21 protein-coding genes are annotated in these 21,969 nt (G+C 34.0%); 5 read left to right on the top strand and 16 right to left on the bottom strand.

Annotated features, from left to right (window positions below):
• Nucleotides 1-500 precede the first annotated feature (500 nt).
• A complete protein-coding gene (locus tag VRU49_RS03805) occupies nucleotides 501-887 on the bottom strand; it encodes a hypothetical protein (RefSeq protein ID WP_330145455.1) in 387 nt (128 codons plus the stop codon).
• Nucleotides 888-1,710: 823 nt separating this feature from the next.
• Between VRU49_RS03805 and VRU49_RS03800 the strand changes: the two genes are divergently transcribed.
• Complete coding sequence (locus VRU49_RS03800) at nucleotides 1,711-3,291, top strand: peptide chain release factor 3 (RefSeq protein ID WP_330145454.1); 1,581 nt, start codon at nucleotides 1,711-1,713, stop codon at nucleotides 3,289-3,291.
• A 196-nt stretch (nucleotides 3,292-3,487) separates the two neighbouring features.
• Here the strand turns inward: VRU49_RS03800 and VRU49_RS03795 are convergent, their stop codons facing one another.
• From VRU49_RS03795 to VRU49_RS03750, 10 genes are all read right to left on the bottom strand, one after another.
• Complete coding sequence (locus VRU49_RS03795; RefSeq protein WP_330145453.1) at nucleotides 3,488-4,741, bottom strand: pyridoxal phosphate-dependent aminotransferase; 1,254 nt, start codon at nucleotides 4,739-4,741, stop codon at nucleotides 3,488-3,490.
• Entirely contained in the window at nucleotides 4,741-6,072 is a 1,332-nt protein-coding gene (argH, locus tag VRU49_RS03790; protein ID WP_330145452.1) for an argininosuccinate lyase, read from the bottom strand. The genes VRU49_RS03795 and argH overlap by 1 nt, the downstream gene beginning before the upstream one ends.
• Nucleotides 6,073-6,387: 315 nt before the next feature.
• Entirely contained in the window at nucleotides 6,388-6,984 is a 597-nt protein-coding gene (locus VRU49_RS03785; protein ID WP_330145451.1) for a GNAT family N-acetyltransferase, read from the bottom strand.
• The gene (locus VRU49_RS03780; RefSeq protein WP_330145450.1) at nucleotides 6,981-8,072 is read right to left on the bottom strand and encodes a M20 family metallo-hydrolase; all 1,092 of its coding nucleotides are present in this window, start codon (nucleotides 8,070-8,072) and stop codon (nucleotides 6,981-6,983) included. The genes VRU49_RS03785 and VRU49_RS03780 overlap by 4 nt, the downstream gene beginning before the upstream one ends.
• Entirely contained in the window at nucleotides 8,069-8,866 is a 798-nt protein-coding gene (gene argB / locus VRU49_RS03775) for an acetylglutamate kinase (RefSeq protein WP_330145449.1), read from the bottom strand. Before argB ends, VRU49_RS03780 begins: the two co-directional genes overlap by 4 nt.
• 7 nt (nucleotides 8,867-8,873) lie before the next feature.
• On the bottom strand, nucleotides 8,874-9,830 hold the full coding sequence (locus VRU49_RS03770; RefSeq protein ID WP_330145448.1) for a Rossmann-fold NAD(P)-binding domain-containing protein: 957 nt from the start codon (nucleotides 9,828-9,830) through the stop codon (nucleotides 8,874-8,876).
• Between the two features lie 7 nt (nucleotides 9,831-9,837).
• Nucleotides 9,838-10,977: an aspartate aminotransferase family protein gene (locus tag VRU49_RS03765; protein ID WP_330145447.1), complete on the bottom strand. Its 1,140-nt coding sequence runs from the start codon at nucleotides 10,975-10,977 to the stop codon at nucleotides 9,838-9,840.
• A 34-nt stretch (nucleotides 10,978-11,011) separates the two neighbouring features.
• Nucleotides 11,012-12,016: an N-acetyl-gamma-glutamyl-phosphate reductase gene (gene argC, locus VRU49_RS03760; protein ID WP_330145446.1), complete on the bottom strand. Its 1,005-nt coding sequence runs from the start codon at nucleotides 12,014-12,016 to the stop codon at nucleotides 11,012-11,014.
• A 17-nt stretch (nucleotides 12,017-12,033) separates the two neighbouring features.
• Entirely contained in the window at nucleotides 12,034-13,227 is a 1,194-nt protein-coding gene (argG, locus tag VRU49_RS03755) for an argininosuccinate synthase (RefSeq protein WP_330145445.1), read from the bottom strand.
• Between the two features lie 33 nt (nucleotides 13,228-13,260).
• Nucleotides 13,261-13,923 (bottom strand): GNAT family N-acetyltransferase, encoded by a 663-nt coding sequence (locus VRU49_RS03750; RefSeq protein WP_330145444.1) that lies wholly within the window; start codon nucleotides 13,921-13,923, stop codon nucleotides 13,261-13,263.
• Nucleotides 13,924-14,333: 410 nt separating this feature from the next.
• On the opposite strand from VRU49_RS03750, the gene VRU49_RS03745 reads away from it, so the two are divergent.
• Together VRU49_RS03745 and VRU49_RS03740 are read left to right on the top strand one after the other, a co-directional pair.
• Nucleotides 14,334-14,645 carry a YbaB/EbfC family nucleoid-associated protein gene (locus tag VRU49_RS03745; RefSeq protein WP_330145443.1) on the top strand — a complete coding sequence of 104 codons (312 nt, stop codon included), beginning with the start codon at nucleotides 14,334-14,336 and terminating at the stop codon, nucleotides 14,643-14,645.
• A gap of 125 nt (nucleotides 14,646-14,770) precedes the next feature.
• Nucleotides 14,771-15,448, top strand: a complete 678-nt coding sequence (locus tag VRU49_RS03740) for a metal-dependent hydrolase (RefSeq protein WP_330145442.1) — start codon at nucleotides 14,771-14,773, stop codon at nucleotides 15,446-15,448.
• A gap of 18 nt (nucleotides 15,449-15,466) precedes the next feature.
• Here the strand turns inward: VRU49_RS03740 and polA are convergent, their stop codons facing one another.
• Nucleotides 15,467-18,226 carry a DNA polymerase I gene (polA, locus tag VRU49_RS03735; protein WP_431311598.1) on the bottom strand — a complete coding sequence of 920 codons (2,760 nt, stop codon included), beginning with the start codon at nucleotides 18,224-18,226 and terminating at the stop codon, nucleotides 15,467-15,469.
• A 134-nt stretch (nucleotides 18,227-18,360) separates the two neighbouring features.
• On the opposite strand from polA, the gene VRU49_RS03730 reads away from it, so the two are divergent.
• Entirely contained in the window at nucleotides 18,361-19,014 is a 654-nt protein-coding gene (locus tag VRU49_RS03730) for a hypothetical protein (protein WP_330145440.1), read from the top strand.
• Here VRU49_RS03730 and VRU49_RS03725 read toward each other — a convergent pair whose 3' ends face one another.
• The 4 genes from VRU49_RS03725 to trmB are packed head-to-tail and all read right to left on the bottom strand — an operon-like array spanning nucleotide 19,015 to nucleotide 20,942.
• Nucleotides 19,015-19,584, bottom strand: a complete 570-nt coding sequence (locus VRU49_RS03725; RefSeq protein WP_330145439.1) for a DNA-3-methyladenine glycosylase I — start codon at nucleotides 19,582-19,584, stop codon at nucleotides 19,015-19,017.
• A 12-nt stretch (nucleotides 19,585-19,596) separates the two neighbouring features.
• On the bottom strand, nucleotides 19,597-19,947 hold the full coding sequence (locus VRU49_RS03720) for a carboxymuconolactone decarboxylase family protein (RefSeq protein WP_330145438.1): 351 nt from the start codon (nucleotides 19,945-19,947) through the stop codon (nucleotides 19,597-19,599).
• Nucleotides 19,948-19,957: 10 nt separating this feature from the next.
• Complete coding sequence (locus VRU49_RS03715; protein ID WP_330145437.1) at nucleotides 19,958-20,290, bottom strand: MGMT family protein; 333 nt, start codon at nucleotides 20,288-20,290, stop codon at nucleotides 19,958-19,960.
• Between the two features lie 4 nt (nucleotides 20,291-20,294).
• Nucleotides 20,295-20,942, bottom strand: coding sequence for a tRNA (guanosine(46)-N7)-methyltransferase TrmB (gene trmB / locus VRU49_RS03710; protein ID WP_330145436.1), 648 nt, complete (start codon nucleotides 20,940-20,942; stop codon nucleotides 20,295-20,297).
• Nucleotides 20,943-21,024: 82 nt separating this feature from the next.
• Between trmB and VRU49_RS03705 the strand changes: the two genes are divergently transcribed.
• A complete protein-coding gene (locus VRU49_RS03705; protein WP_330145435.1) occupies nucleotides 21,025-21,954 on the top strand; it encodes a GDP-L-fucose synthase family protein in 930 nt (309 codons plus the stop codon).
• The last annotated feature ends 15 nt before the right edge of the window (nucleotides 21,955-21,969 follow it).

Genomic DNA, 21,969 nt, shown 5'->3' with positions numbered 1-21,969 from the left:
GATTATTTTTTATATATATACAGTAGTCTCGTCAGATCCCCGACGAGAAATAAATCCGCGTGACGCAGAAATTAAGACAATTTTTCTAATCAGCTTTACTCAAATTCTTTTGTGCTCACCAATCTTATTATGGATTAATAAAGCGTTAAACCCGGTCAATCTTTTATCATATGGAATTTTGACAAGGTACTTCTTCATAGCTTTATTTTTAACTTTAATTTTTTTAATAAATTTCTACACTTGGGGACGTAGTAAGAACATGGAGAGAATTAAGAACAAGCTGGAGAATAAAAAGGATCAATATTTAAAATACAAATGGATGTTTTTGTTTTTTGTATTGATAATGATGGTTTTCATCTTACTCGCCATTACGCTAATAAGATAAATAGTCTACCTTAATTTAAAATAGGGGAAGAACATCCCCTATTTATTCGGTTTTTTTTGTGTTATATAACGTAAACTAAAATCTAGAAGCTAAAACTGGAATAATTTAGAGAAGCTTAAGACAACTCGAGTTTCTGAACTATTGGTATTATGAAGGTACTTACAGCATTTAGCCAAAAGAATATCCAAACCACAGTATTAGCCCTATTTGAGATAGGATATTTTTCATAAGTCTCCATATAACCCTTTCTTTCTATTTTAAGCACGCAAAGCAAATAAAGAAATACCATTCCCAGCATGGGTATTAAAAGCATCAAAAGTTCGCCTTTGCTATAATTAAACCCCACTTTTGTATCTGCTATAAAGTTAAACAAGTGTAGAAAATTTATTCCTAAGAAGAATAAAGACAGGAAGAATAGTCCTCCAGCACTCATCCATCTAAAGGGATCTACCTCCTTATCTTTTGCATAAAAGTTATAAAAAACTTGGTAAATAATCCTCATAATTTATTAGCCTAATTTCCATTCTTGCCTTTATTTTAAGTCTCTTATTTAATTTGTATTTTCACCGTGTATCTTCTTGGATTAGCGGAAAATCATAATCAATGATAATAAAAAAATACTATAATTTTATCCTTTTTGTTTTATATACAATAAAATTAAAAGATCCTGGAAGTTACGAGCCTAAGATAGTTGCTGCTCCTAGCATCTCGCTTTTTCATATTTTGGTACTCGTTTTCACCCCTATTTTTTTGAGCCTCGTTCTGTTCGATTTAATGCCATTTTCAATAGCGTCAGCTACTTTACTAGTACTAGCGATTTTTATATATGATTACTACAGCTTAGTAAAAAAAGGAAAACTAGACAGGCTTTATAAGCAGTTTGAATCTAATAGCATGAATACTAAGCAGAACTCTAGGATTGTTAAAACAGGTCTAATAATTTATTTATTTCTGGTGCCTTTCGGAATTATTCTCCACAGTTATCTAAAAAGTTTATAACTAGTAGTAGCCTGATGGTTTGGATTAGGTATTGAGAAGCTCAAAGATATATTTAGCCAACCCTTTTTACAGGATGGTTTGTCTAATCTTGCTGTTTACCCAAAAAGAGTCTAAAAATTTATGGTATATGCCACTTAATAAGCCTATTTCGTAGCTATTATTTGGAAATATCTTTATTTTTTTAGTATATTTATATTTGGTCTCCTTTCTGCTAACGCTCTATTATTCCTTGCCTACAGATATTACATTTTATAATTACCTTTGCATTCTTTAATAATTGAGTTGTATATCGTATACATTCAAATTAGTCATTGTTAATTCCATTCATGCTACACCCAGAAATAGAGAAACGCAAAACCTTTGCAATTATTAGTCACCCCGATGCTGGAAAAACCACATTAACAGAGAAATTCCTCCTTTTTGGTGGGGCTATTAACACAGCTGGTGCGGTTAAGAGAAATAAAGCCAATCAGAGCAATACGTCTGACTTTATGGAGATTGAGAAGCAAAGAGGGATCTCTGTTGCTACGTCAGTAATGGGTTTTGAATATGGTGGTAAAAGGATTAATATCCTGGATACACCTGGTCACAAGGATTTCGCAGAAGATACCTATAGAACACTATCGGCGGTCGATAGTGTAATTCTTGTTGTAGATTGCGTGAAGGGGGTAGAAGAGCAAACAGAAAAGTTAATGTCTGTTTGTAGAATGCGTAATACGCCTGTTATTATCTTCATCAACAAAATGGATAGAGAAGGTAAAGAACCTTTTGATTTATTAGATGAAATTGAACAAAAGTTAAACATTTCTTTATGCCCATTAAGTTGGCCAATTGGACAAGGACATACGTTTAAAGGCGTTTATAGTATTTACAAAAACCACCTTAATCTTTTCAACTCAGATAAAACTAAAGTAACAGAATCGGTAGTAGCGGTAAGCGATTTAAACGATGAAGCTTTAACAGATTACTTAAAAGAATCTGAAATAAACAATCTAAAAGGTGAATTAGAATTAGTGGATGGCATTTATGGAAATTTAGATAATTCACTTTATACAGAAGGGCTATTAGCACCTGTGTTTTTTGGTAGCGCTATTAACAACTTCGGTATAAAAGAGCTTTTAGATACGTTTATAACAATTGCTCCTAGTCCAAGGTCCAGAGAAGCAGAACAAAGATCTGTTGCTGTTGATGAAAAGAATTTTACAGGTTTTGTGTTTAAAATACATGCCAATTTAGACCCAAAACATAGAGATAGAATTGCCTTTCTTAGAGTTTGCTCAGGAAAGTTTGAAAGAAATAAATTCTATTATCACACACGTCAAGACAAAAAATTAAAGTTTTCTAATCCGATGGATTTTATGGCCAACGAAAAAAGCATTGTTGAAGAAGCTTGGCCAGGAGATGTGGTAGGTTTGTACGACAGTGGTAACTTTAAAATTGGCGACACGCTAACAGAAGGGGAAAAACTTCAATTTAAGGGCATTCCGAGCTTCTCTCCTGAAATATTTAAGGAAGTTGAGAATATGGATCCAATGCGCACAAAACAGCTAGAAAAAGGCATAGAACAGCTTACAGACGAAGGCGTAGCCCAATTATTTGTTATGCAGCCAGGAAATAGAAAAGTGATAGGCGCAGTTGGAGAACTCCAGTTTGAGGTTATCAATTTCCGATTAGAACATGAGTATGGTGCTAAATGTAGGTTTAGGACTTTAAGTTATACAAGATCTAGCTGGGTTACATCTACTGATAAAAAGAAGCTGGATGAATTTGTAAAACGTAAACAACAACATATTGGCGTAGATAAGGAAGGAAATCCTGTTTATTTATCAGATAGTGAATACATGATTAATCTTACTAAACAAGATTATCCTGATGTTTCATTCCACAAAACGAGCGAGTTTAAGTAAGGGAGTCGGGAAGACGGGAAGTCCGGGAGTCCGAAAGACGGGAAGTCCGAAAGACCGAAAGACCGGGAGCCTGCATTCTCAAGGAGAGAATAATTACAATTTAGTAGACAGTAGACAGTAGAAGGTAGTAAGGCTATAGACTTAAGACCTACAACTAACTACTTTGTACTAACTACCATCTACAATTTAACAAGTCTTATTTCAAAGCGCTCAATGCAGCCTTTATTCTAGGCAACATAGATTTAATATCTTCTAATGAGCAACCGCCAACTGATGCTCTAAACCAAGGCATTGACTCATCATTTCCAAATGCTGAGAAAGGTACTAAAGCAATATTTGCAGTTCTAATTAAATAAAAGTTTAAATCCGCACTGTTTGATAAAAGCACTCCTTCTGGAGTAGATTTTCCAATATAATCTATTTTTAAGGTTAAGTAAATGGCACCCATTGGCGCTATAGAATCTACTTTAAATCCTTCGTTTTTTAACTCCTGAAATCCATTATGTAAAACATCTAAGCTCTCTTTTATAGATGATTTAAACTGATCTAAAAATCCATCAACTAATGGTTCATTTGCAAAATATTTTGAAACAGCTATTTGTTCTGCCTTTGGCGCCCAAGCTCCAACATGACCCAACAAAGCTTTCATTTTAGAAATAATTTCTGCAGGACCAAATCCCCATCCTACCCTTACTCCAGTAGCTGCTAAACATTTTGATGTTCCATCTATAAACACCACATAATCGCGTAATTCTGGGCGTAATGAAACTGGATTTACATGATCTTTTCCAAAAGTCAACAAGCTATAGATCTGATCATACATTATGTATAAAGGTTTTTCATCTGCGCCTCTACTTGCATTTTCCTCAATTACCGCATCACAAATTTCTTCAAGTTGCTCTTTTGTAAACATTGTTCCCGTAGGGTTTAATGGAGAACATAGTGCTAATAAAACCGCGCCTTTTAAATGTGGTTTTAATTCTGCAGCAGTCGGCATAAAATTGTTTTCAGGCAAAGTTTCAACCTGAACATCAATAGCTCCACTTAAATGGCAATAATGATTATTGTTCCATGATGGGGCAGGATAAACTACTTTATCTCCTGGATCAACTAGGGCTAAAAAAGTAGAATATATTAATGGCCTAGATCCAGCCGAAATTAATATTTCGTTCGCCGCATAATCTAATCCATATCTAGATTTCACTACTGAAGATACCGTTTCGCGCAAGGTTAATACACCATCAGCAGGCGGGTAATTGGTCTCTAAAGCTTTATAAGCTAAAGTGATTTCGTTCTCTAGCTCTTTTGGAATTGAATAAATTTGAGGGTCGAAATCACCAATTGTTAAATTGGCAATATTAGCACCCTTTCTTTTTAATTCGTTTACTTCATTTCCAATTTTAATGATCTCTGAACCGATCAACGTACTAACTAAACGTGAAACTTTCATTATTTAAGTAAATTTTGAATGGCATTGTCTGTTTTAGCAAAATCGAATTGAGCTTTAACAGTGTTAAAATTATCAACAATAAATTGGTTGTGTAAATTACCAATACTGCCTTCGTGTGAATGATGAACTCCTTGTGGAGCTGTAAAAGTATTATTATCTATTTGTGAGCCTACTACTCTGTAAGCCTCTCTAAATGGCATACCCTCTAAAACCAATTTATTAACCGCTTCTACACTATATAAATAAGCATATTTTGGATCTTCTAATATATTGTCTTTGATGGTTATATTTTTAAGCATAAAATCAGCCATCGACAAGCAGTCTGTTAATGTTCCAATTGCAGGAAATAAACTTTCTTTCAATAATTGTAAATCCCTATGATATCCAGAAGGTAAGTTTGCAGTCATTAAACTTATTTCGTTAGGTAATGCTTGAATTTTATTGCATTTTCCTCTCATAAGTTCAAAAACATCCGGGTTTTTCTTATGCGGCATAATGCTCGACCCTGTAGTTAACTCATCTGGGAAACTAATAAATCCGAAATTCTGGTTAATGAACAAGCAAATGTCCATAGACATTTTTGCTAATGTTGCTGCCACCGACGACATAGCCTGAGCCAAAATTCGCTCAGTTTTTCCACGCCCCATTTGCGCATAAACAACATTATGATTTAAATCTGAAAACCCTAATAATTTAGTGGTCAAAGTTCTATTTAATGGAAAAGAAGACCCATATCCAGCAGCAGAACCTAATGGATTTTTATTAGTGATTTTATAGGCCGCTAAAAGCATTTCTAAATCGTCAGCTAAACTTTCCGCATAAGCTCCAAACCATAATCCAAAAGAAGATGGCATGGCTATTTGCAAATGCGTATATCCAGGCATCAACTTATCTTTATGCGCATTGCTCAATGCAATTAGACGGTTAAATAAAGCTTCTGTACGTTCAACTATCTCCTGAATTGCAGAACGGAAATAAAGTTTTAAATCAACCAAAACTTGATCATTTCTTGATCTTCCGCTGTGAATTTTCTTGCCTGCCTCACCTATTCTTTGGGTTAACAACCATTCTATCTGAGAATGAATATCCTCAACCTCATCACTAATTTTAAATTCTCTTTGCTCTATTTCTTTATAAATTTCCTTAAGTGCAAGTTGAATTTCAGCTAAATCTTTGGCATCTAAAAGACCTATCTCATGCAACATTAAAGTATGTGCCAGCGATCCTAACACATCAAAACTAGCCATTTGCAAATCCAAATCCCTATCCTGCCCAACCGTAAAATCTTCTACTGCAATATCTACTGATGTTTTCTTTTGCCAAATTTTCATTGAAAGTTGAAAAATGAAATAAATAACTTTTTCGGCTACAAAATTACAAAAAAAATAGCGGAAAACGGGTTAATTCACTAAACCGATTCGTATTAGAATCTATTATACTAATTAGTTTGAGCCAAAGATTAACACACTCCAACTTGTATAGAATTGTATATTCGCAATCATTTAACTTAGCCTATTTTTACAATTTTTTTCTATAAAAAGCATATAATCACATTTATCTAAACATGTTAAAGTTGCCTCATTTTCAGAAAATCAAATATTCTTAGTTTTCAAAGTGCTGAATTTTTTGAAGATTATTTTAAGTTTCTAACGCTCCAAAAATTCTTCAAAAACTGTAGCCTTTACATTTGGCCACTCTGATTTTAAAATACTGAAATAAATAGAATTCCTAATATAACCATTGTGCAATTTTAGATGTTGCCTTAAAACACCTTCTTCAGTTGCCCCTATCTTGAGCATGGCTTTTCTAGATTGTAAATTACGCTCATCTGCTTTAAACTCTATTCTATTCAATCGTAAAGTCTCAAATCCAAATTGCAATAATTCAAATTTCATTGCCTTATTTAGCCCGGTTCCCTGAAATTCCTTCCCTATCCAAGTCCAACCAATTTGGCCTCTCTCATCATGTAAACTAATCTCCGCAATCCTCGTAGTACCAGCAACTTTTCCACTTAATTTGTCAAATACTTTCCAAACAGCACAAGTTCCTGCTTCTCTTTGTTGAATAGCACTTTCAATATATTTTTCAAGTTCAGTATAAATTGACAAATCCTTATTTGCGAATTTAGATAATTCCGAATCCTGAGAAAGCACCCATAAATCTTCAATATCCTCTTTTATCAGGGGCGTCAACAATACCCTCTTGTTCTCTAAAATTGTATTTAATACTATCTTAATATTCATTTGCTTAATAACGGATTAAGTAATTTTATATAATCCTCAATTCCCTTATAAATTTCTTCTAGATAAATATATTCATCTGCACTATGAGATCTACCCGAAAAACCAGGTCCTACTTTTACAGAAGGTACATTTAATAATGCTTGATCTGAAGTTGTGGGCGAACCATAAGTCTTTTTACCCATAGCTAAACCAGATAGTACTATAGGATGATTAGGGCTTATAGAAGAAGGTTTTAACCGCGTAGATCGCGGCAACACTTCAGAAGAAACATTTTTATTTATTACCTCAAGAATTTCTTCAATGGTATATGCATCAGTTACCCTTATATCTACCGTAAATTTACAAGTAGCTGGTACAACATTATGTTGTGACCCTGCTTCAATTAAAGTAACTGACATTTTTATTGCTCCAAACAGCTCAGATATTTTAGGAAACTGATAGTTTTTAAACCATTCAATATCCTTTAAGGCTTTATAAATTGCATTATCGCCTTCATCTCGAGCCGCATGTCCAGCTACACCATTAGCTATACAATCGATCACCAACAATCCCTTTTCTGCAATCGCTAAATCCATAAGTGTTGGTTCTCCCACAATCCCAAATTCAATTTCTCCCAATTCAGGCAATATTAACTCTAAACCATTGGTACCTGAAATTTCTTCTTCGGCAGTTGCCGCTAAACATAGGTTATAGTTTAAGTCGGGTTGGTCATAATAATATAAAAATGTTGCTATTAAAGCCACTAGACAGCCCCCAGCATCATTACTACCCAGTCCAAATAGCTTACCATCTTCAACAGTTGGCAAAAATGGATCGCGCGTGTAACCTGGATTAGGGCGCACTGTATCGTGATGAGAATTTAATAAAACCGTAGGCTTGTTTTTATCAAAATGCAAATTGAAAGCCCAGATATTATTCTTTAATCTATTTGTCTTTACATTAAAAGAACTTAAGTAAGCATCAATTATATCAGCTGTTTGGTTCTCTTCCTTACTAAAGGAGGGAGTTGCAATTAATTGCTTCAATAATTCTAAACTACTCTGTTTTAGCTCGTCTATTTTAACCGAAATTGCGGAGTTATTTATCATAGCGTGATTTTCGTGCCCGATTTTTTATGGTTAAAGTTAGATAAATCTTCGGCACAAGTAATAAAAACGGCCGACACTCCCTTTTCCACAGCTTCCAGCGCATTTTTAATTTTAGGTATCATCCCATCTGCAACTATCCCATCTTGTTTTAACGTTTCGAAACTAGTACGATTTATTAATGTTATTACACTTTCTGGATCATTTAAATCGCTTAAAACACCTTTTTTCTCAAAACAATAAACCAAATCTACAGCATATAGTTTAGATAAAGATTGAGCTAATGATGAGGCTATAGTGTCTGCATTTGTATTTAGAAGTTGACCGTTTCCATCATGGGTAATGGCAGAAAAAACTGGAATAAATGAAACAGAGAGCAGATTTGAAATAGCTGAAACATTTATTGAATCTGAGGTTATATCCCCTACATATCCATAATCTAACCCATCTTTTACAGCTCTTTTTACTGTTTTTATTGAATTTCCATCTGCACCACTTAATCCAATTGCATTACATTGAAAATTTTGTAATTGCGCAACTAAATTTTTATTGATTAATCCTGCATACACCATAGTTACCACTCTCAAGGTTTCGATGTCTGTAATTCTTCGCCCTTCTACCATATTGGGTATAATACCCATACCCAATCCTAACTCTGAAGCGATTTTACCACCACCATGTACTAAAATCTTTAAGCCTTCTAATGCACTAAAATCTTTAAGGAAATGATGCAGTTTTTCTGAATTATCAATTACATTACCCCCTATTTTAATAATGGTTAACTTAGGTAATCCCATAGCTATTTTATATGTTTTCTAATATGTTTTTCAAAACAGCTTGTGCCGAAAACAATCTATTCCCTGCTTGTTGAATTACAATAGAGTTTGGACCATCTAATATTTCTGAAGACAGTTCTAAATCTCTACGAACTGGCAAGCAATGCATTACTTTGGCATTATTGGTGTTTTCCAAATCTTTAGTTTTAAGCATCCAGTCCTTTTCAACAGGCAAAATTTCACCATATTTTTCAAAACTACTCCAATTTTTTACATAGATAAAATCTGCATTTTTGATAGCCTCATCTCTATCGTGAACTATTGTAGCTCCATTGGTAAAATCATTGCAAAGTTCATATCCCGGCGGACAAGCAATTGTAAAATCTACCATCCCTAATTCTTGAGCAGCACACATCCATTCTGAAAAAGAATTTGGAACTGCTTGAGGAAGTGGTTTTACATGTGGTGCCCACGACAATACTACCTTTGGCTTAACTAAATTAGATTCGGTAATGGTCACTAAATCAGCCAAACTTTGTAAAGGATGTCGCGTTGCACTTTCTAAACTCACTACCGGAATTTTGGCATACTCAACAAACTTATTAAAAAACTCTTCAGAGTAATCTTCTTCCTTATCTTTTAATTTCGGAAAAGAGCGTAACCCCAAAATATCGCAATAAGTCCCCATAACGGCCGCAGCTTCCCTAATATGCTCAACTGTGGTTCCGTTCATAACCACGCCATCTCTAGTTTCTAATGCCCAGCCATCTTTATCCATGTTCATTACAATAACGTCCATGCCTAAATTAATAGCTGCTCGTTGCGTACTTATCCTGGTTCTTAAACTTGGGTTTAGGAAAACTAACCCTATAGTTTTATATTTTCCTAATTCTGAGTGCGTATATGGATTAGATTTAAAATCTATGGCTTCTTTTAACAGTTTTTTTAAATCCTTTACGTCATTTACCGATGAAAATATTTTCATAATAGGATTAATTATAATTACTTATTGCTTGTTCAAATTCTGTTAAGAAAAATTCTGCATCTTCCATGCTTAGATTCAAAGCGGGTAATAATCTTATAACATTTGGCTTTGCCTCTCCAGTAAAGATAAAATGCTTTTGAAGCAGATCTTTTCTTAAATTACTATAAGCCTCATTTAACTCAATCCCTATCATTAATCCTGTACCCCTAACTTCTTTAACTTCGGGAATGGACCTAAGCTGTTCTATTAAATAATCGCCAACCAAAGTAGCATTGTTCAACAATTGATCTTTCTTAATTACTTCAAGAACAGAAATGGCAGCTGCACAAGCTAAATGATTTCCACCAAATGTGGTGCCCAATTGTCCGTGCCAAGGTTTAAATTTAGGTGCAATAGCAACTCCACCGATAGGAAAACCATTACCCATACCTTTGGCCATGGTATAAATATCTGCATTTACGCCTGCGTAATCATGAGAATAAAATCTACCCGATCTACCATAACCACATTGAACACTATCTGCAATAAAAACCGCATTATATTGGTCGCAAAGACTTCTTATTGCCTTTAAAAATGGGACAGATGCCTCTCTAATTCCACCTACACCCTGAATTCCTTCGGTAATTACAGCAGAAATATTTTCACCATAATTTTTAAACGCTTCATTTAAAGCTTCAACGTTGTTGAAAGGAAGAAAAACCACATTTTGCGTTTCGTTTACCGGAGCAATAATTTTAGGATTGTCGGTTGCCGCAACTGCTAATGATGTTCTTCCATGAAACGAACCTGTGAAGGCAATTATTATTTTCCTGCCGTTATAAAAAGAAGCTAATTTTAAAGCATTCTCATTAGCTTCCGCTCCAGAATTACATAGAAAAAGTTGGTAATCTGGTTTACCAGAAACTTCGCCTAACAACTGAGCTAGTACTTTTTGCTGTGGAATTTCAACCGAATTTGAATAAAAACCTACTTTATTTAACTGTTCTTTTAAATTTTTAACATACGTTGGATGAGTATGCCCAATAGAAATAACTGCATGCCCGCCATACATATCCAAATATTTTTGACCATTCTTATCCCAAACATAAGATCCTTTTGCATGATCTATTTCTATTGGGTTGATGGGATATACGTCGTAAAGTTTCATTTTAATTATTCTTGTTTAAATAATGGTATTTAAATTAAAATCCAACTGGTTTTAATTTTAACCCGAGTGTTTCTTCTAATCCAAAAATCAAATTCATGTTTTGAACAGCCTGACCGCTCGCTCCTTTTAATAAATTATCTATACTACTTAAGATTAGCAACTGATTTCCATGTTTTTCCAAAGAAATTAAACATTTGTTTGTATTGATAACCTGCTTTAAATCAATTGATTTTCTGCTAACATGCGTAAATGGATGATTAGCATAATAGTCTTCATATATTTTATAAATCTCATCTATCGATAAATGAGTTTCAACATACATTGATGCGAAAATGCCGCGTGTAAAGTCGCCCCGCAATGGAATAAAGTTTAATTGGGAAATTTCCTTTGATGCTGCCCATTCTAAATTTTCCTTTATTTCATCTAAATGCTGATGTTCAAATGCTTTATATACTGAAAGATTGTTGTTTCTCCAGCTGAAATGAGTGGTGGCCGACAAAGATTGTCCGGCTCCAGTAGAGCCAGTTGTTGCTTGCACATGAATTTGTTGTCCATCATAATGCTTTATAAATGGCAATAATCCCAGTTGAATACAAGTTGCAAAACACCCAGGATTTGCAATGCTTTTAGTGTTTTTTATGCGCGTTCTATGAAGCTCTGGCAATCCGTATATAAACTTCCTAACACCAGCTTCGTTCTCAATCTCCGAATTTCCGTTTAATCTAAAATCATGCGACAAATCTATTACAACGATATGATCAGCAATATTTTTCGAGCTCAAAAACTTTCTTCCTTCACCATGGCCAGCGCATAAAAACAATACGTCAACCGTATTTAAGTTTTCTTGAACAATTAAATCATCAGAAAAATAAAGATCAGTATCTCCAAATAAATCTGAATGTACCACAGAAATTGGGTTGCCTGCATTACTTGTTGAATGCACAAACGTAATTTCTACATTTGGGTGATTAATAAGAATTCTTATTAATTCTCCCCCAGCATAACCTGCCCCACCAATAATACCTGCCTTTATTTTCATAATTTATATATTATAATTTACGATTTCGTTTGATTTACTTTATGCCATATCATGGTCTGATTACCGAAAATCTTAGAGAATCCTTTCACATCCTCTCCTGTCCACGAATTGTTCATTTCGCCATAACTTCCGAATTTATTACTCATTAAATCGTACTCACTCTCAATTCCAATAATAACAGAACGATATGGATGCAATTCTACTATTACTGTTCCAGAAACCGAAGATTGTGTATCAGTTAAGAACGCTTCAATATTTCGCATAATAGGATCATGAAATTGACCTTCGTGCAACCAATTTCCATAAAAACTTCCCAATTGATCTTTCCAACTTAATTGCCATTTGGTAAGTGTATGTTTTTCTAAAGTATGGTGCGCTTTAATGATGACCATCGGAGCCGCAGCTTCAAAACCAACACGACCTTTAATGCCAATTATTGTATCTCCCACATGCACATCTCTTCCGATTCCGAATGGCTGTGCAATTTCCTGAATCTTTTGAATTGCCGTAACTGAATTTAATGGCTCATCGTTTATTCCTGTTAATTCTCCTTTGGTAAAATTCAGCCTTATTGTAATTGGCTCAGTAGAAGTTACTGGTGTTGGCCATGCAGATTCAGGCAACATTTCGTTTGATGTTAAAGTCTCCTTTCCACCAACCGATGTCCCCCAAAGCCCTTTATTGATTGAGTATTGAGCTTTTTGAACGCTATATTCAATTCCATGTTTGTTTAAATATTCTATTTCAGCTTCGCGCGAAAAACGCAAATCTCTTATTGGCGTAATAATTTCGACCTCAGGAATTAGGATATTAAATATCATATCAAATCTAACTTGATCATTACCTGCGCCTGTAGATCCATGAGCAACATAATCTGCGCCCATTTTCTTTACATATTCTGCAATGGCCGTAGCTTGAAAAACACGTTCTGCGCTCACAGAAAGCGGGTAAGTGCCATTTTTAAGTACATTTCCAAACACCAAATATTTTAAACATTGCTCATAATAAGCACTGGTCTCGTCAACTACTGCATGAGAAGCAACACCTAATTTTATTGCTTTTTGTTCTATTTCTAACAATTCCTGATCAGAAAACCCACCGGTATTTACAATCACAGTATGAACCTCTAAATCTCTATCTTTTGCTAGATAAATGCAGCAAAACGAAGTATCTAATCCTCCGCTAAATGCTAATACTACTTTCTTTTTCATCTTTATATTTTAAATCAGGATGATTACTCATCACTAGGAATTGTCTGTTGTTTTTGGGCGTAAAACCAATCTTTGCTTAAGTCTCATAAAGCGTTCGTATAATTTTGGCTTCTTTTGAAGCTCTAATGCAAAATTCTTTGCCACTTCATGCTTCTTTTCATTCGGGTCGTAAAGCATTGCTGTACACATACAATTTTTACGATCTTTCATTTTTAAAATTTCGAAATTCACGCAACTCTCACAGCCTTTCCAAAATTCCTCATCTTGAGATAGTTCGGAATAGGTTACAGGTTCATAGCCTAAATCTGAATTTATTTTCATGACCGCTAAACCAGTAGTTAAACCAAACAGTTTTGCTTTAGGGTATTTTGTTCTAGAAAGTTCAAATATTTTTTCCTTGATCGCTTTTGCCAGTCCCACTTTCCTGAATTTTGGATTTACAATTAGTCCAGAATTGGCAACAAAATTACCATGACTCCAGGTTTCAATGTAACAAAATCCGGCCCAGGTACCATCTTTATGAAAAGCGATAACAGCCTTACCTTCAGCAATTTTTCCAGCAACATAATCTGGAGAACGCTTGGCAATTCCTGTCCCTCTTGCTTTTGCTGATTCTGCCATTTCTTGACAAATTTCTTCAGCAAAAACACGATGTTCAGGTAGTGCAACTTGCACTATAAAATCGTTAATAATCATCTTTTTAAGACAACGAAAAAAGTAATATCTTCTTGTTAATTGGGTTTTTAAAGAGGATCAATTCCTCATGCGGGTCTGATTAGACTCAGATACGCGGCGTAAAGTTTTGCCGACTCGTAGTAACAAATAGAATAGCGTGTAATTTTTCTAAATAAACAGATTCCGCAGCAATAACCTTTGCTTCGATTACGGAAAGTTTATGTAAAATATGCTTAATCACTTGTGTTACTTTGTATTTGGAAGTGCAAAGGTTTAAATAAATATTGGTTATTGCAATTAATAAATTAATTTTTGCTAAAAAGTTGATATAAAACATACATTTCTTTTAAAACAAACTCCTCTTCGATTGTTTTATCTTTAATATAATTCCTTAATTCTTGCTATTTTAGGGGTTCTAATTTTTTAAAACTATGTTCGATAAATTAATGGCTGCTCAACAAAAAGCAGAAGAAATAAAAAAGCGATTAGATACCATCTCAGTTTATGGCGAAGTAGAAAATGGGTTAATTAAAGTTACTGCAACTGCCAATAAAAGCATCACTGCAATTCATATAAATGAAGATTTTTATAAAGAAAATGATGTAGAAGCGATAGAAGAATTATTGCTTACCGCTATTAATAAAGCTCTAACCCAAGCAGAAATGGTGAGTGCGGCAGAAATGCAAAACGCAACTAAAGATATGATGGGCGGTTTAGGTGGATTATTTGGAGGAGGACGATAACTGGTAGTCTGTATTAAGTACCATTTACTAAGTACCAAGTCAAGGCAATTATGTAAAACGATGTAATCCACGCTAAATAATACTAACACTTCTAACTACTAATTTCAAACTACTAAACACCAATTATGAAATATACTTATTACGGACAATCTTGTTTTCAATTAACCGCAGAAGAAAAAAAGTTTCTATTTGATCCATTTATTAAAGGCAATCCTATGGCTTCCAACATTAAATTGGAAGAAATTAAGCCTGATTATATTTTGGCCAGCCATGCTCATGGCGACCATATTGGCGATTTAGTTGAAATAGCTAATCAATCTAATGCTCAGGTTTTTGCTATGGTAGAGTTGGCACATTATTTAATGAACAAAGGCGCAAATAATGTCGTTGATTTAAATTTTGGTGTTCAAAAATGTGCATTTGGTAAGCTTAGAACGGTTTGGGCTGTTCATTCGAGCTCTACTCCTGAAGGTCAATATGCGGGAAATCCGGCCGGTTTCGTATTAGAACTAGAAGGAAAAGTGATTTATAATGCAGGAGATACCGCTCTAACTTCAGAAATGAAATTATTGTCGGAACTTTATAAAATAGATTATGCTATTTTACCTATAGGCGGTCACTATACCATGGATGTAGACGATGCTATAATTGCTGCCAAATTTTTAAAATGCAATAATATTATTGGAGTTCATTTCAATACCTTTCCTCCAATTACTATAGATACTGATGCTGCTATAGAAAAATTCAAAAGAGAAGGAATAAATCTTATTTTACCAACAGTTGGAGAAACTATCTCCTTATAGTATTTGGTTAGAAGCACATTAATGCGCTTCTAACCAATTTTTACCTTCACCAATTTCTACAACAACAGGAACGCTTAATTGAATGGCATTTTTCATGTGATTTACAATAAGCTCCTTCATAACTTCCTTTTCTGACTTCAACACATCGAATACCAATTCGTCATGCACCTGAAGTGTCATTTTAGACTGAAGATTCTTTTCAATCATTTCTTTATGAATTCGGATCATAGCTATTTTAATCATATCAGCTGCCGAACCTTGTATTGGGGCGTTAATTGCATTTCGTTCTGCAAATCCTCTCACAGTTTGATTAGCAGAATTAATATCTCTTAAATACCTTCTTCTACCCATAATAGTTTCCACATATCCATTTTCTCGGGCAAAGTTCATGGTGTCTGACATATATTTTTTTATGCCTGGATATTGCGCAAAATATTGTTCAATAATTTCTGCAGCTTCCTTTCGCGGTATGCCCAGGTTTTGAGATAACCCAAATGCAGACTGTCCGTAAATAATTCCAAAATTCACGGCCTTCGCATTCCTTCTTTGATTACTATCAACTTCTTCAATTGGAACACCGTAAACCCTAGCGGCCGTTGCGGTATGAATATCTATATTGTTTATAAAAGCTTCAATCATATTAGCCTCTTGACTAATATGAGCAATTACTCTAAGTTCTATTTGAGAATAATCGGCCGATAAAATAATATGATTTTCATCTCTTGGGATAAATGCTTTTCTTACTTCACGACCTCTTTCTGTCTTAATAGGTATATTTTGAAGATTTGGATTATTAGAACTCAATCGCCCTGTGGCAGCAACAGCTTGATTAAAAGAAGTATGAACTCTTCCAGTTTTAGGATTCACCAATAAAGGAAGTGCATCAACATAAGTAGATTTCAACTTTTGTAGTTGTCTAAAATCTAGGATATCTTTAACAATATCACTTTTGCTGGCCAATGCAACTAATACGTCTTCCCCTGTTTGATACTGCCCAGTTTTTGTTTTTTTAGCTTTAGGATCTAATTGTAATTTATCGAACAATACCTCACCCAATTGTTTAGGAGAAGCGATATTAAACTTAACACCCGCCTTATCGTAAACAATCTGTTCAAATTTTCTTATTTCTATTTCTAACTCTGACGAATAATTTCTTAACGCTTCACTATCAATTTTTATACCTTCCTTTTCAACATCTGCCAATACATATATCAACGGATTTTCTATTTCCTCAGCAAGTTTTGTAGCATTTAAGACATGTAACTTCGACTTAAATATTTGCGACAGCTGCAAGGTTACATCAGCGTCTTCGGCAGCATAATCCAACACCTTTTCAACTGGCACATCACGCATAGTTAATTGTGATTTTCCTTTACTTCCAATTAATTTGGTTATCGAAATTGGAGTATATCCTAAATAATTTTCAGATAATACATCCATATTATGCCTCGTATCTGGATCGATTAAATAATGCGCCAACATGGTATCAAATAGCTTTCCTTTAATTGAAATTCCATACCACTTCAGCATCAACAAGTCATACTTTATATTTTGACCAATCTTTTCAATAGCCTCGTTTTCAAAGAAAGGCTTATAAAAAGATAATATTTTAATGACTTCTTCTCTGTTTTCTGGCAATGGAACATAAAAAGCTTCATGAATTTTAAAGCTGAAAGATAACCCTACCAAATCCACCAAATTGGCGTCTGTACCTGTTGTTTCGGTATCAAAAGACACAGATTCTTGTTCCATCAACTGGGCCAATAACTGCTTATGTTCTGCTTCGGTATTAACTAAAATATAATTATGTTCCGTATTTTCTATTGTAGAAGACGCTAATAATGGAACATCTTCATCTGTTCTAATAACTTCTATAGGTTGAGCAAATAAATCGCCTTGTTGACCAGATACTGCTCTCGCTTCAGTTACACTAAACTCATCACCAAATACTCTTTTTCCTAATGTTCTAAATTCTAACTCTCCAAAAAGGGGCTCAAGAATTTCTTTAATTGGCGAAGTTAATTCAAATCGCTCTTCATCAAATTCTATTGGAACATTAAGAATAATCGTGGCTAGTTTTTTTGAAAGGATCCCTTGCTCGGCGAAATTCTCTACATTTTCTCGTTGCTTCCCTTTTAAATCCGCGCTATTTGCAATAATATTTTCAACTGAACCATATTGTTTAATTAGTGCTTTAGCTGTTTTTTCTCCAATTCCAGGGATTCCAGGAATATTATCTACAGCATCACCCCAAAGGCCCAAAATATCTATTACTTGATGAACATGCTCAATTTCCCATTTTTCTAGAACTTCTTTCACGCCAAGAATTTCCATCCCATTCCCCATTCTTGCGGGCTTATAAATGAAAATATTTTCGGAAACCAATTGTGCGAAATCCTTATCTGGCGTCATGCAGTAAACCTGAAAACCCTCCTTTTCAGCTTTTTTAGCTAATGTACCAATGATATCATCTGCTTCATAACCATCCGACACAATAATTGGGATATTAAACCCCTCAATTAATCTCATAACATATGGCATTGCTGCGGCTAAATCTTCGGGCATCGATTGTCGCTGAGCCTTGTATGATTCGAATTCAATATGTCTTTCAGTAGGTGCTTCCGTATCAAAAACTACAGCAATATGGGAAGGTTTTTCCTTTTTAAGAACATCCAATAAAGTATTGGCAAAGCCCATTACCGCAGATGTGTTTATACCTCCGGAAGTAAATCTAGGATTTTTACTTAAAGCAAAATGAGCGCGGTACATTAGCGCCATACCATCTAAAAGAAATAATTTTTTTTGCACGTCAAATGAGTTATACCTTCAAAGGTAATAGAATCGATTAAAAATGTCTTATTTTTGAAGCAAACGGTTATAAAAAATAACCTAAATAGTGTAATTTTCTATCTATGAGATTGTTTTATAGTCTATGTTTCATTATCTGTTTTGCCACATTTGGTTACGCACAAGATATTGTGGTTAAAAAAAATAACGATGTAATTAGGTGCACAATTCTTGGTACAGATTTTAAATCAGTTAGATATAGTATAGATGACGCCCTCCCAGTAATTAGCACCATAAAAGACGTAAAAGAGTTTGTTTGGAATGGGGAAAGCTATATAATCAAAACATTTTTCGATAAAAAGAAAGCTGAAGATTTTTTTGTGAAAATAATTGAAACTGGGGTTATTAATTTATATGCTATTGGTGGTACTATTAGCAGTGGCGTACCGGTAGAGAAGGTTAAATCTAAACCTCAAGTTCAAATAGGAATAGGTTCGGGCGGGATGAGTGGTTTAGGCTTAGGAGGTGGAATAAATATTGGCAGAAACAGAGTTGAACAAACGCCAACCACTACAACGGTTAAAACAAGATATTATATAGAAAAGCCTGGAACAGGAGCCATACAAGAAGTTAATTTAAATAATCTTTCAGCTACTAAATCATTACTATTATTGAAATTAGGTGATGATGCAGATCTCGCAGAGCGTATTAAAAATATAGATGAATTAGACGGAAAAGGATTAATAGCATTTATAATTGCCTATAACTCGGCTCGATAATTATTTAAATGGACATGTATCTAAGTGATCGTTTACCATACCCACTGCTTGCATAAAAGCATAGCAAATTGTAGTTCCAAAAAACTTAAATCCTCTTTTTTTTAACTTTTTGCTTATTAAATCTGAGATATCAGTCTTTGCTGGAACATCCTTCATTTCTTTAACAGAGTTTAATAGAGGAGCTCCTTGAGGCATATGTTCCCATAAAAAGTTAGAAAAACTGCCAAATTCTTGTTGGATTTCTAAGAACAAACGAGCATTAGTAATTGCACTCTTAATTTTTAATCTATTTCTAATTATTCCTTCATCTAACATTAACCTTTCTACATCAGATTCTGTAAATTGGGAAACCTTAACGGGATCAAAATTGGCAAATGCAGCCCTATAAGCTTCTCTTCTTCTTAAAATAGTAATCCAACTTAAGCCTGCTTGAGCACCTTCTAAAATCAAAAATTCAAATAAAATTTGATCATCATAAACAGGTTTACCCCATTCATTTTCATGGTATTTTATATATAAAGGATCACTCCCTGGCCAAGAACAAGCTTTAATTGAATTAATGTTTTCCATCCTAATTCTTTATTATTTAACTCCGCCTCTAATTTCTTCCCAATACTCTAATGCTCTTCTATAATGAGGAATTACGATTGATCCGCCAACCAAATTTGCGATCATAAAAATCTCATTCATTTCATCATCATTAACGCCTTCATCATTACATTTATCTAAATGATATTTAATACAATCATCGCATCTAAGCACCATTGAAGCCACCAAACCTAACATTTCTTTAGTTTTAACATTTAGTGCTCCTTCTGCATAAGTTGTGGTATCTAACGCAAAAAATCTTTTGATATTTGTATTTGCAGTGGCCATAACACGTTCGTTCATACGTGATCTATAACCATTAAATTCGTCTTGTAACTTACCCATTGTTAACGTTTTATAATTTTATTTCTAATAATGGATCCCAAAATAATTTACCGAAATTAGCTACTTTGTCGTCCTTTATTTCTATTCCTTCATTTGAAAGTAATTCTGCCATTTTATTCTCAGAACTAAAATGAAACTTTCCAGTTAATTGACCATTCCTATTTACAACCCTGTGTGCAGGAACCGGAGGTTTTAACCCATGTGAATGATTCATTGCATAACCAACCATTCTGCTTGATTTAGATACGCCAAGACTTTTAGCGATTGCACCATAAGAAGTTACCCTTCCTTTTGGAATTAATCTTACAATTGCATAAACCTGTTCGTAGAAATCAGCATCCATTTAATTAAAAGGTAAATTTCAAATAATTTATATTCTTACTATGAATAAGATATTTTTTCTCATAATAAGTTTTAATAGACAATACTTCATCAGCATATTCAGAATTATATAAATCTGACGTGTCTACCTGTAAATGAAGTTTCATTTCTTCGATTACATACTTAGTAAATTCATATAACTGATCATTATCCGTTTTAAGATTTACCGCGCCTCCTTCTTTCAAAATTATTTTATACTTATTTAAAAATCCTGGAGCCGTAAGCCTTTTTTTCTCCCTGCTTAACTGAGGCTGAGGGTCGGGAAAAGTTATCCATATTTCGTCTATTTCTCCTGCCCCAAAATAATCTAAAACATCCTCAATTTGAATTCTCAAAAATGCAACATTCCCTATGTTTTCATCTGTAGCTGTACGAGCACCTCTCCAGATTCTATTCCCCTTTAAGTCAACACCTATAAAGTTCTTATTTGGAAATAGCTGAGCTAAATTTACTGTATACTCTCCTTTTCCACATGCCAATTCTAACACAATTGGATTCGAGTTTTTAAAATGTTGTTTACCCCAATTATTTTTTAAATCTAAACCTTGCTTTAGTTGATAAACGTTTTTAAATGTATCTAATTCAGCAAATTTTCTCAATTTATCTTTACCCATATTGCAAATTTACATTTTATTAATTTCTGATTATACTCCAAAGTGGAGCCTTAGCAAATTTTACTTAACTTTGTGTTATATAATGGAAAAGAATTCGAAAGTTTACATCGCGGGCCATAATGGTATGGTAGGTTCAGCAATTCATAGAAAATTGACCGCCGAAGGATTTGAAAATATCATCGTAAAATCGTCTAAAGAACTAGATTTAAGAAACCAACAACTGGTAGAAGATTTCTTCAGGACTGAAAAACCTGATTATGTTTTCCTTGCTGCGGCGAAGGTCGGGGGAATTTATGCTAATAATACTTATCGTGCCGATTTCCTTTATGAGAATTTAGCTATTCAAAATAATGTTATTCATCAATCCTATAAAAACGATGTAAAAAAGCTTCTTTTCTTGGGATCTAGCTGTATTTATCCTAAAATGGCTCCACAACCATTAAAAGAATCTTACTTACTAACTGGATTATTAGAGCCAAGTAATGAACCATATGCTATTGCAAAAATTGCAGGCATAAAAATGGCAGAAGCATATAGAGCACAATATGGATGTAATTATATTTCTGTTATGCCAACCAATTTATACGGTTATAACGATAATTACCATCCAGAAAATTCACACGTTCTTCCTGCATTAATTAGAAAATTTCATGAAGCAACGATAAATAATACACCTAAAGTAGCTGTTTGGGGTTCTGGAAAACCAATGAGAGAGTTTTTATTTGCTGATGATTTAGCAGACGCATGCTATTTTTTAATGCAAAATTACCACAGTTCTGATTTAGTAAATATTGGAACTGGATTGGACATAACCATTGCAGATTTAGCTCAAAAAATTGCTCACGTTACTGGATTTAAAGGGGAAATAGAATTCGACACCACGCAATTAGATGGTACACCACGCAAACTTTTGGATGTTAGCAAACTTCATGATTTAGGCTGGAAACATAAAATTAGTTTAAATGAAGGTCTAGCCCTTGCTTACGAAGACTTTAAAAGTAAATATTGCTAGTATTATTTTTATTCT

Origin of the sequence: Pedobacter flavus, from assembly GCF_036324285.1 — a bacterium.
GTDB classification, from domain to species: Bacteria; Bacteroidota; Bacteroidia; order Sphingobacteriales; family Sphingobacteriaceae; genus Pedobacter; species Pedobacter flavus.
Note: the sequence above shows the minus strand (reverse complement) of the source record. Positions and strands in the feature narration are given on the sequence as shown.

Excerpts from the sequence above, each read along its gene's own strand:
- VRU49_RS03725 (WP_330145439.1), bottom strand. The coding sequence starts at position 19,584 with ATGGAAAACATTAATTCAATTAAAGCTTGTTCTTGGCCAGGGAGTGAT.
- argC (WP_330145446.1), bottom strand. The coding sequence starts at position 12,016 with ATGAAAATAAAGGCAGGTATTATTGGTGGGGCAGGTTATGCTGGGGGA.
- VRU49_RS03770 (WP_330145448.1), bottom strand. The coding sequence starts at position 9,830 with ATGAAAATATTTTCATCGGTAAATGACGTAAAGGATTTAAAAAAACTG.
- VRU49_RS03750 (WP_330145444.1), bottom strand. The coding sequence starts at position 13,923 with ATGATTATTAACGATTTTATAGTGCAAGTTGCACTACCTGAACATCGT.
- VRU49_RS03745 (WP_330145443.1), top strand. The coding sequence starts at position 14,334 with ATGTTCGATAAATTAATGGCTGCTCAACAAAAAGCAGAAGAAATAAAA.
- argH (WP_330145452.1), bottom strand. The coding sequence starts at position 6,072 with ATGAAAATTTGGCAAAAGAAAACATCAGTAGATATTGCAGTAGAAGAT.
- VRU49_RS03800 (WP_330145454.1), top strand. The coding sequence starts at position 1,711 with ATGCTACACCCAGAAATAGAGAAACGCAAAACCTTTGCAATTATTAGT.
- VRU49_RS03720 (WP_330145438.1), bottom strand. The coding sequence starts at position 19,947 with ATGGGTAAGTTACAAGACGAATTTAATGGTTATAGATCACGTATGAAC.
- VRU49_RS03795 (WP_330145453.1), bottom strand. The coding sequence starts at position 4,741 with ATGAAAGTTTCACGTTTAGTTAGTACGTTGATCGGTTCAGAGATCATT.
- VRU49_RS03740 (WP_330145442.1), top strand. The coding sequence starts at position 14,771 with ATGAAATATACTTATTACGGACAATCTTGTTTTCAATTAACCGCAGAA.
- polA (WP_431311598.1), bottom strand. The coding sequence starts at position 18,226 with ATGGCGCTAATGTACCGCGCTCATTTTGCTTTAAGTAAAAATCCTAGA.
- VRU49_RS03705 (WP_330145435.1), top strand. The coding sequence starts at position 21,025 with ATGGAAAAGAATTCGAAAGTTTACATCGCGGGCCATAATGGTATGGTA.
- VRU49_RS03805 (WP_330145455.1), bottom strand. The coding sequence starts at position 887 with ATGAGGATTATTTACCAAGTTTTTTATAACTTTTATGCAAAAGATAAG.
- argG (WP_330145445.1), bottom strand. The coding sequence starts at position 13,227 with ATGAAAAAGAAAGTAGTATTAGCATTTAGCGGAGGATTAGATACTTCG.
- VRU49_RS03780 (WP_330145450.1), bottom strand. The coding sequence starts at position 8,072 with ATGATAAATAACTCCGCAATTTCGGTTAAAATAGACGAGCTAAAACAG.
- trmB (WP_330145436.1), bottom strand. The coding sequence starts at position 20,942 with ATGGGTAAAGATAAATTGAGAAAATTTGCTGAATTAGATACATTTAAA.
- VRU49_RS03785 (WP_330145451.1), bottom strand. The coding sequence starts at position 6,984 with ATGAATATTAAGATAGTATTAAATACAATTTTAGAGAACAAGAGGGTA.
- argB (WP_330145449.1), bottom strand. The coding sequence starts at position 8,866 with ATGGGATTACCTAAGTTAACCATTATTAAAATAGGGGGTAATGTAATT.
- VRU49_RS03715 (WP_330145437.1), bottom strand. The coding sequence starts at position 20,290 with ATGGATGCTGATTTCTACGAACAGGTTTATGCAATTGTAAGATTAATT.
- VRU49_RS03765 (WP_330145447.1), bottom strand. The coding sequence starts at position 10,977 with ATGAAACTTTACGACGTATATCCCATCAACCCAATAGAAATAGATCAT.
- VRU49_RS03730 (WP_330145440.1), top strand. The coding sequence starts at position 18,361 with ATGAGATTGTTTTATAGTCTATGTTTCATTATCTGTTTTGCCACATTT.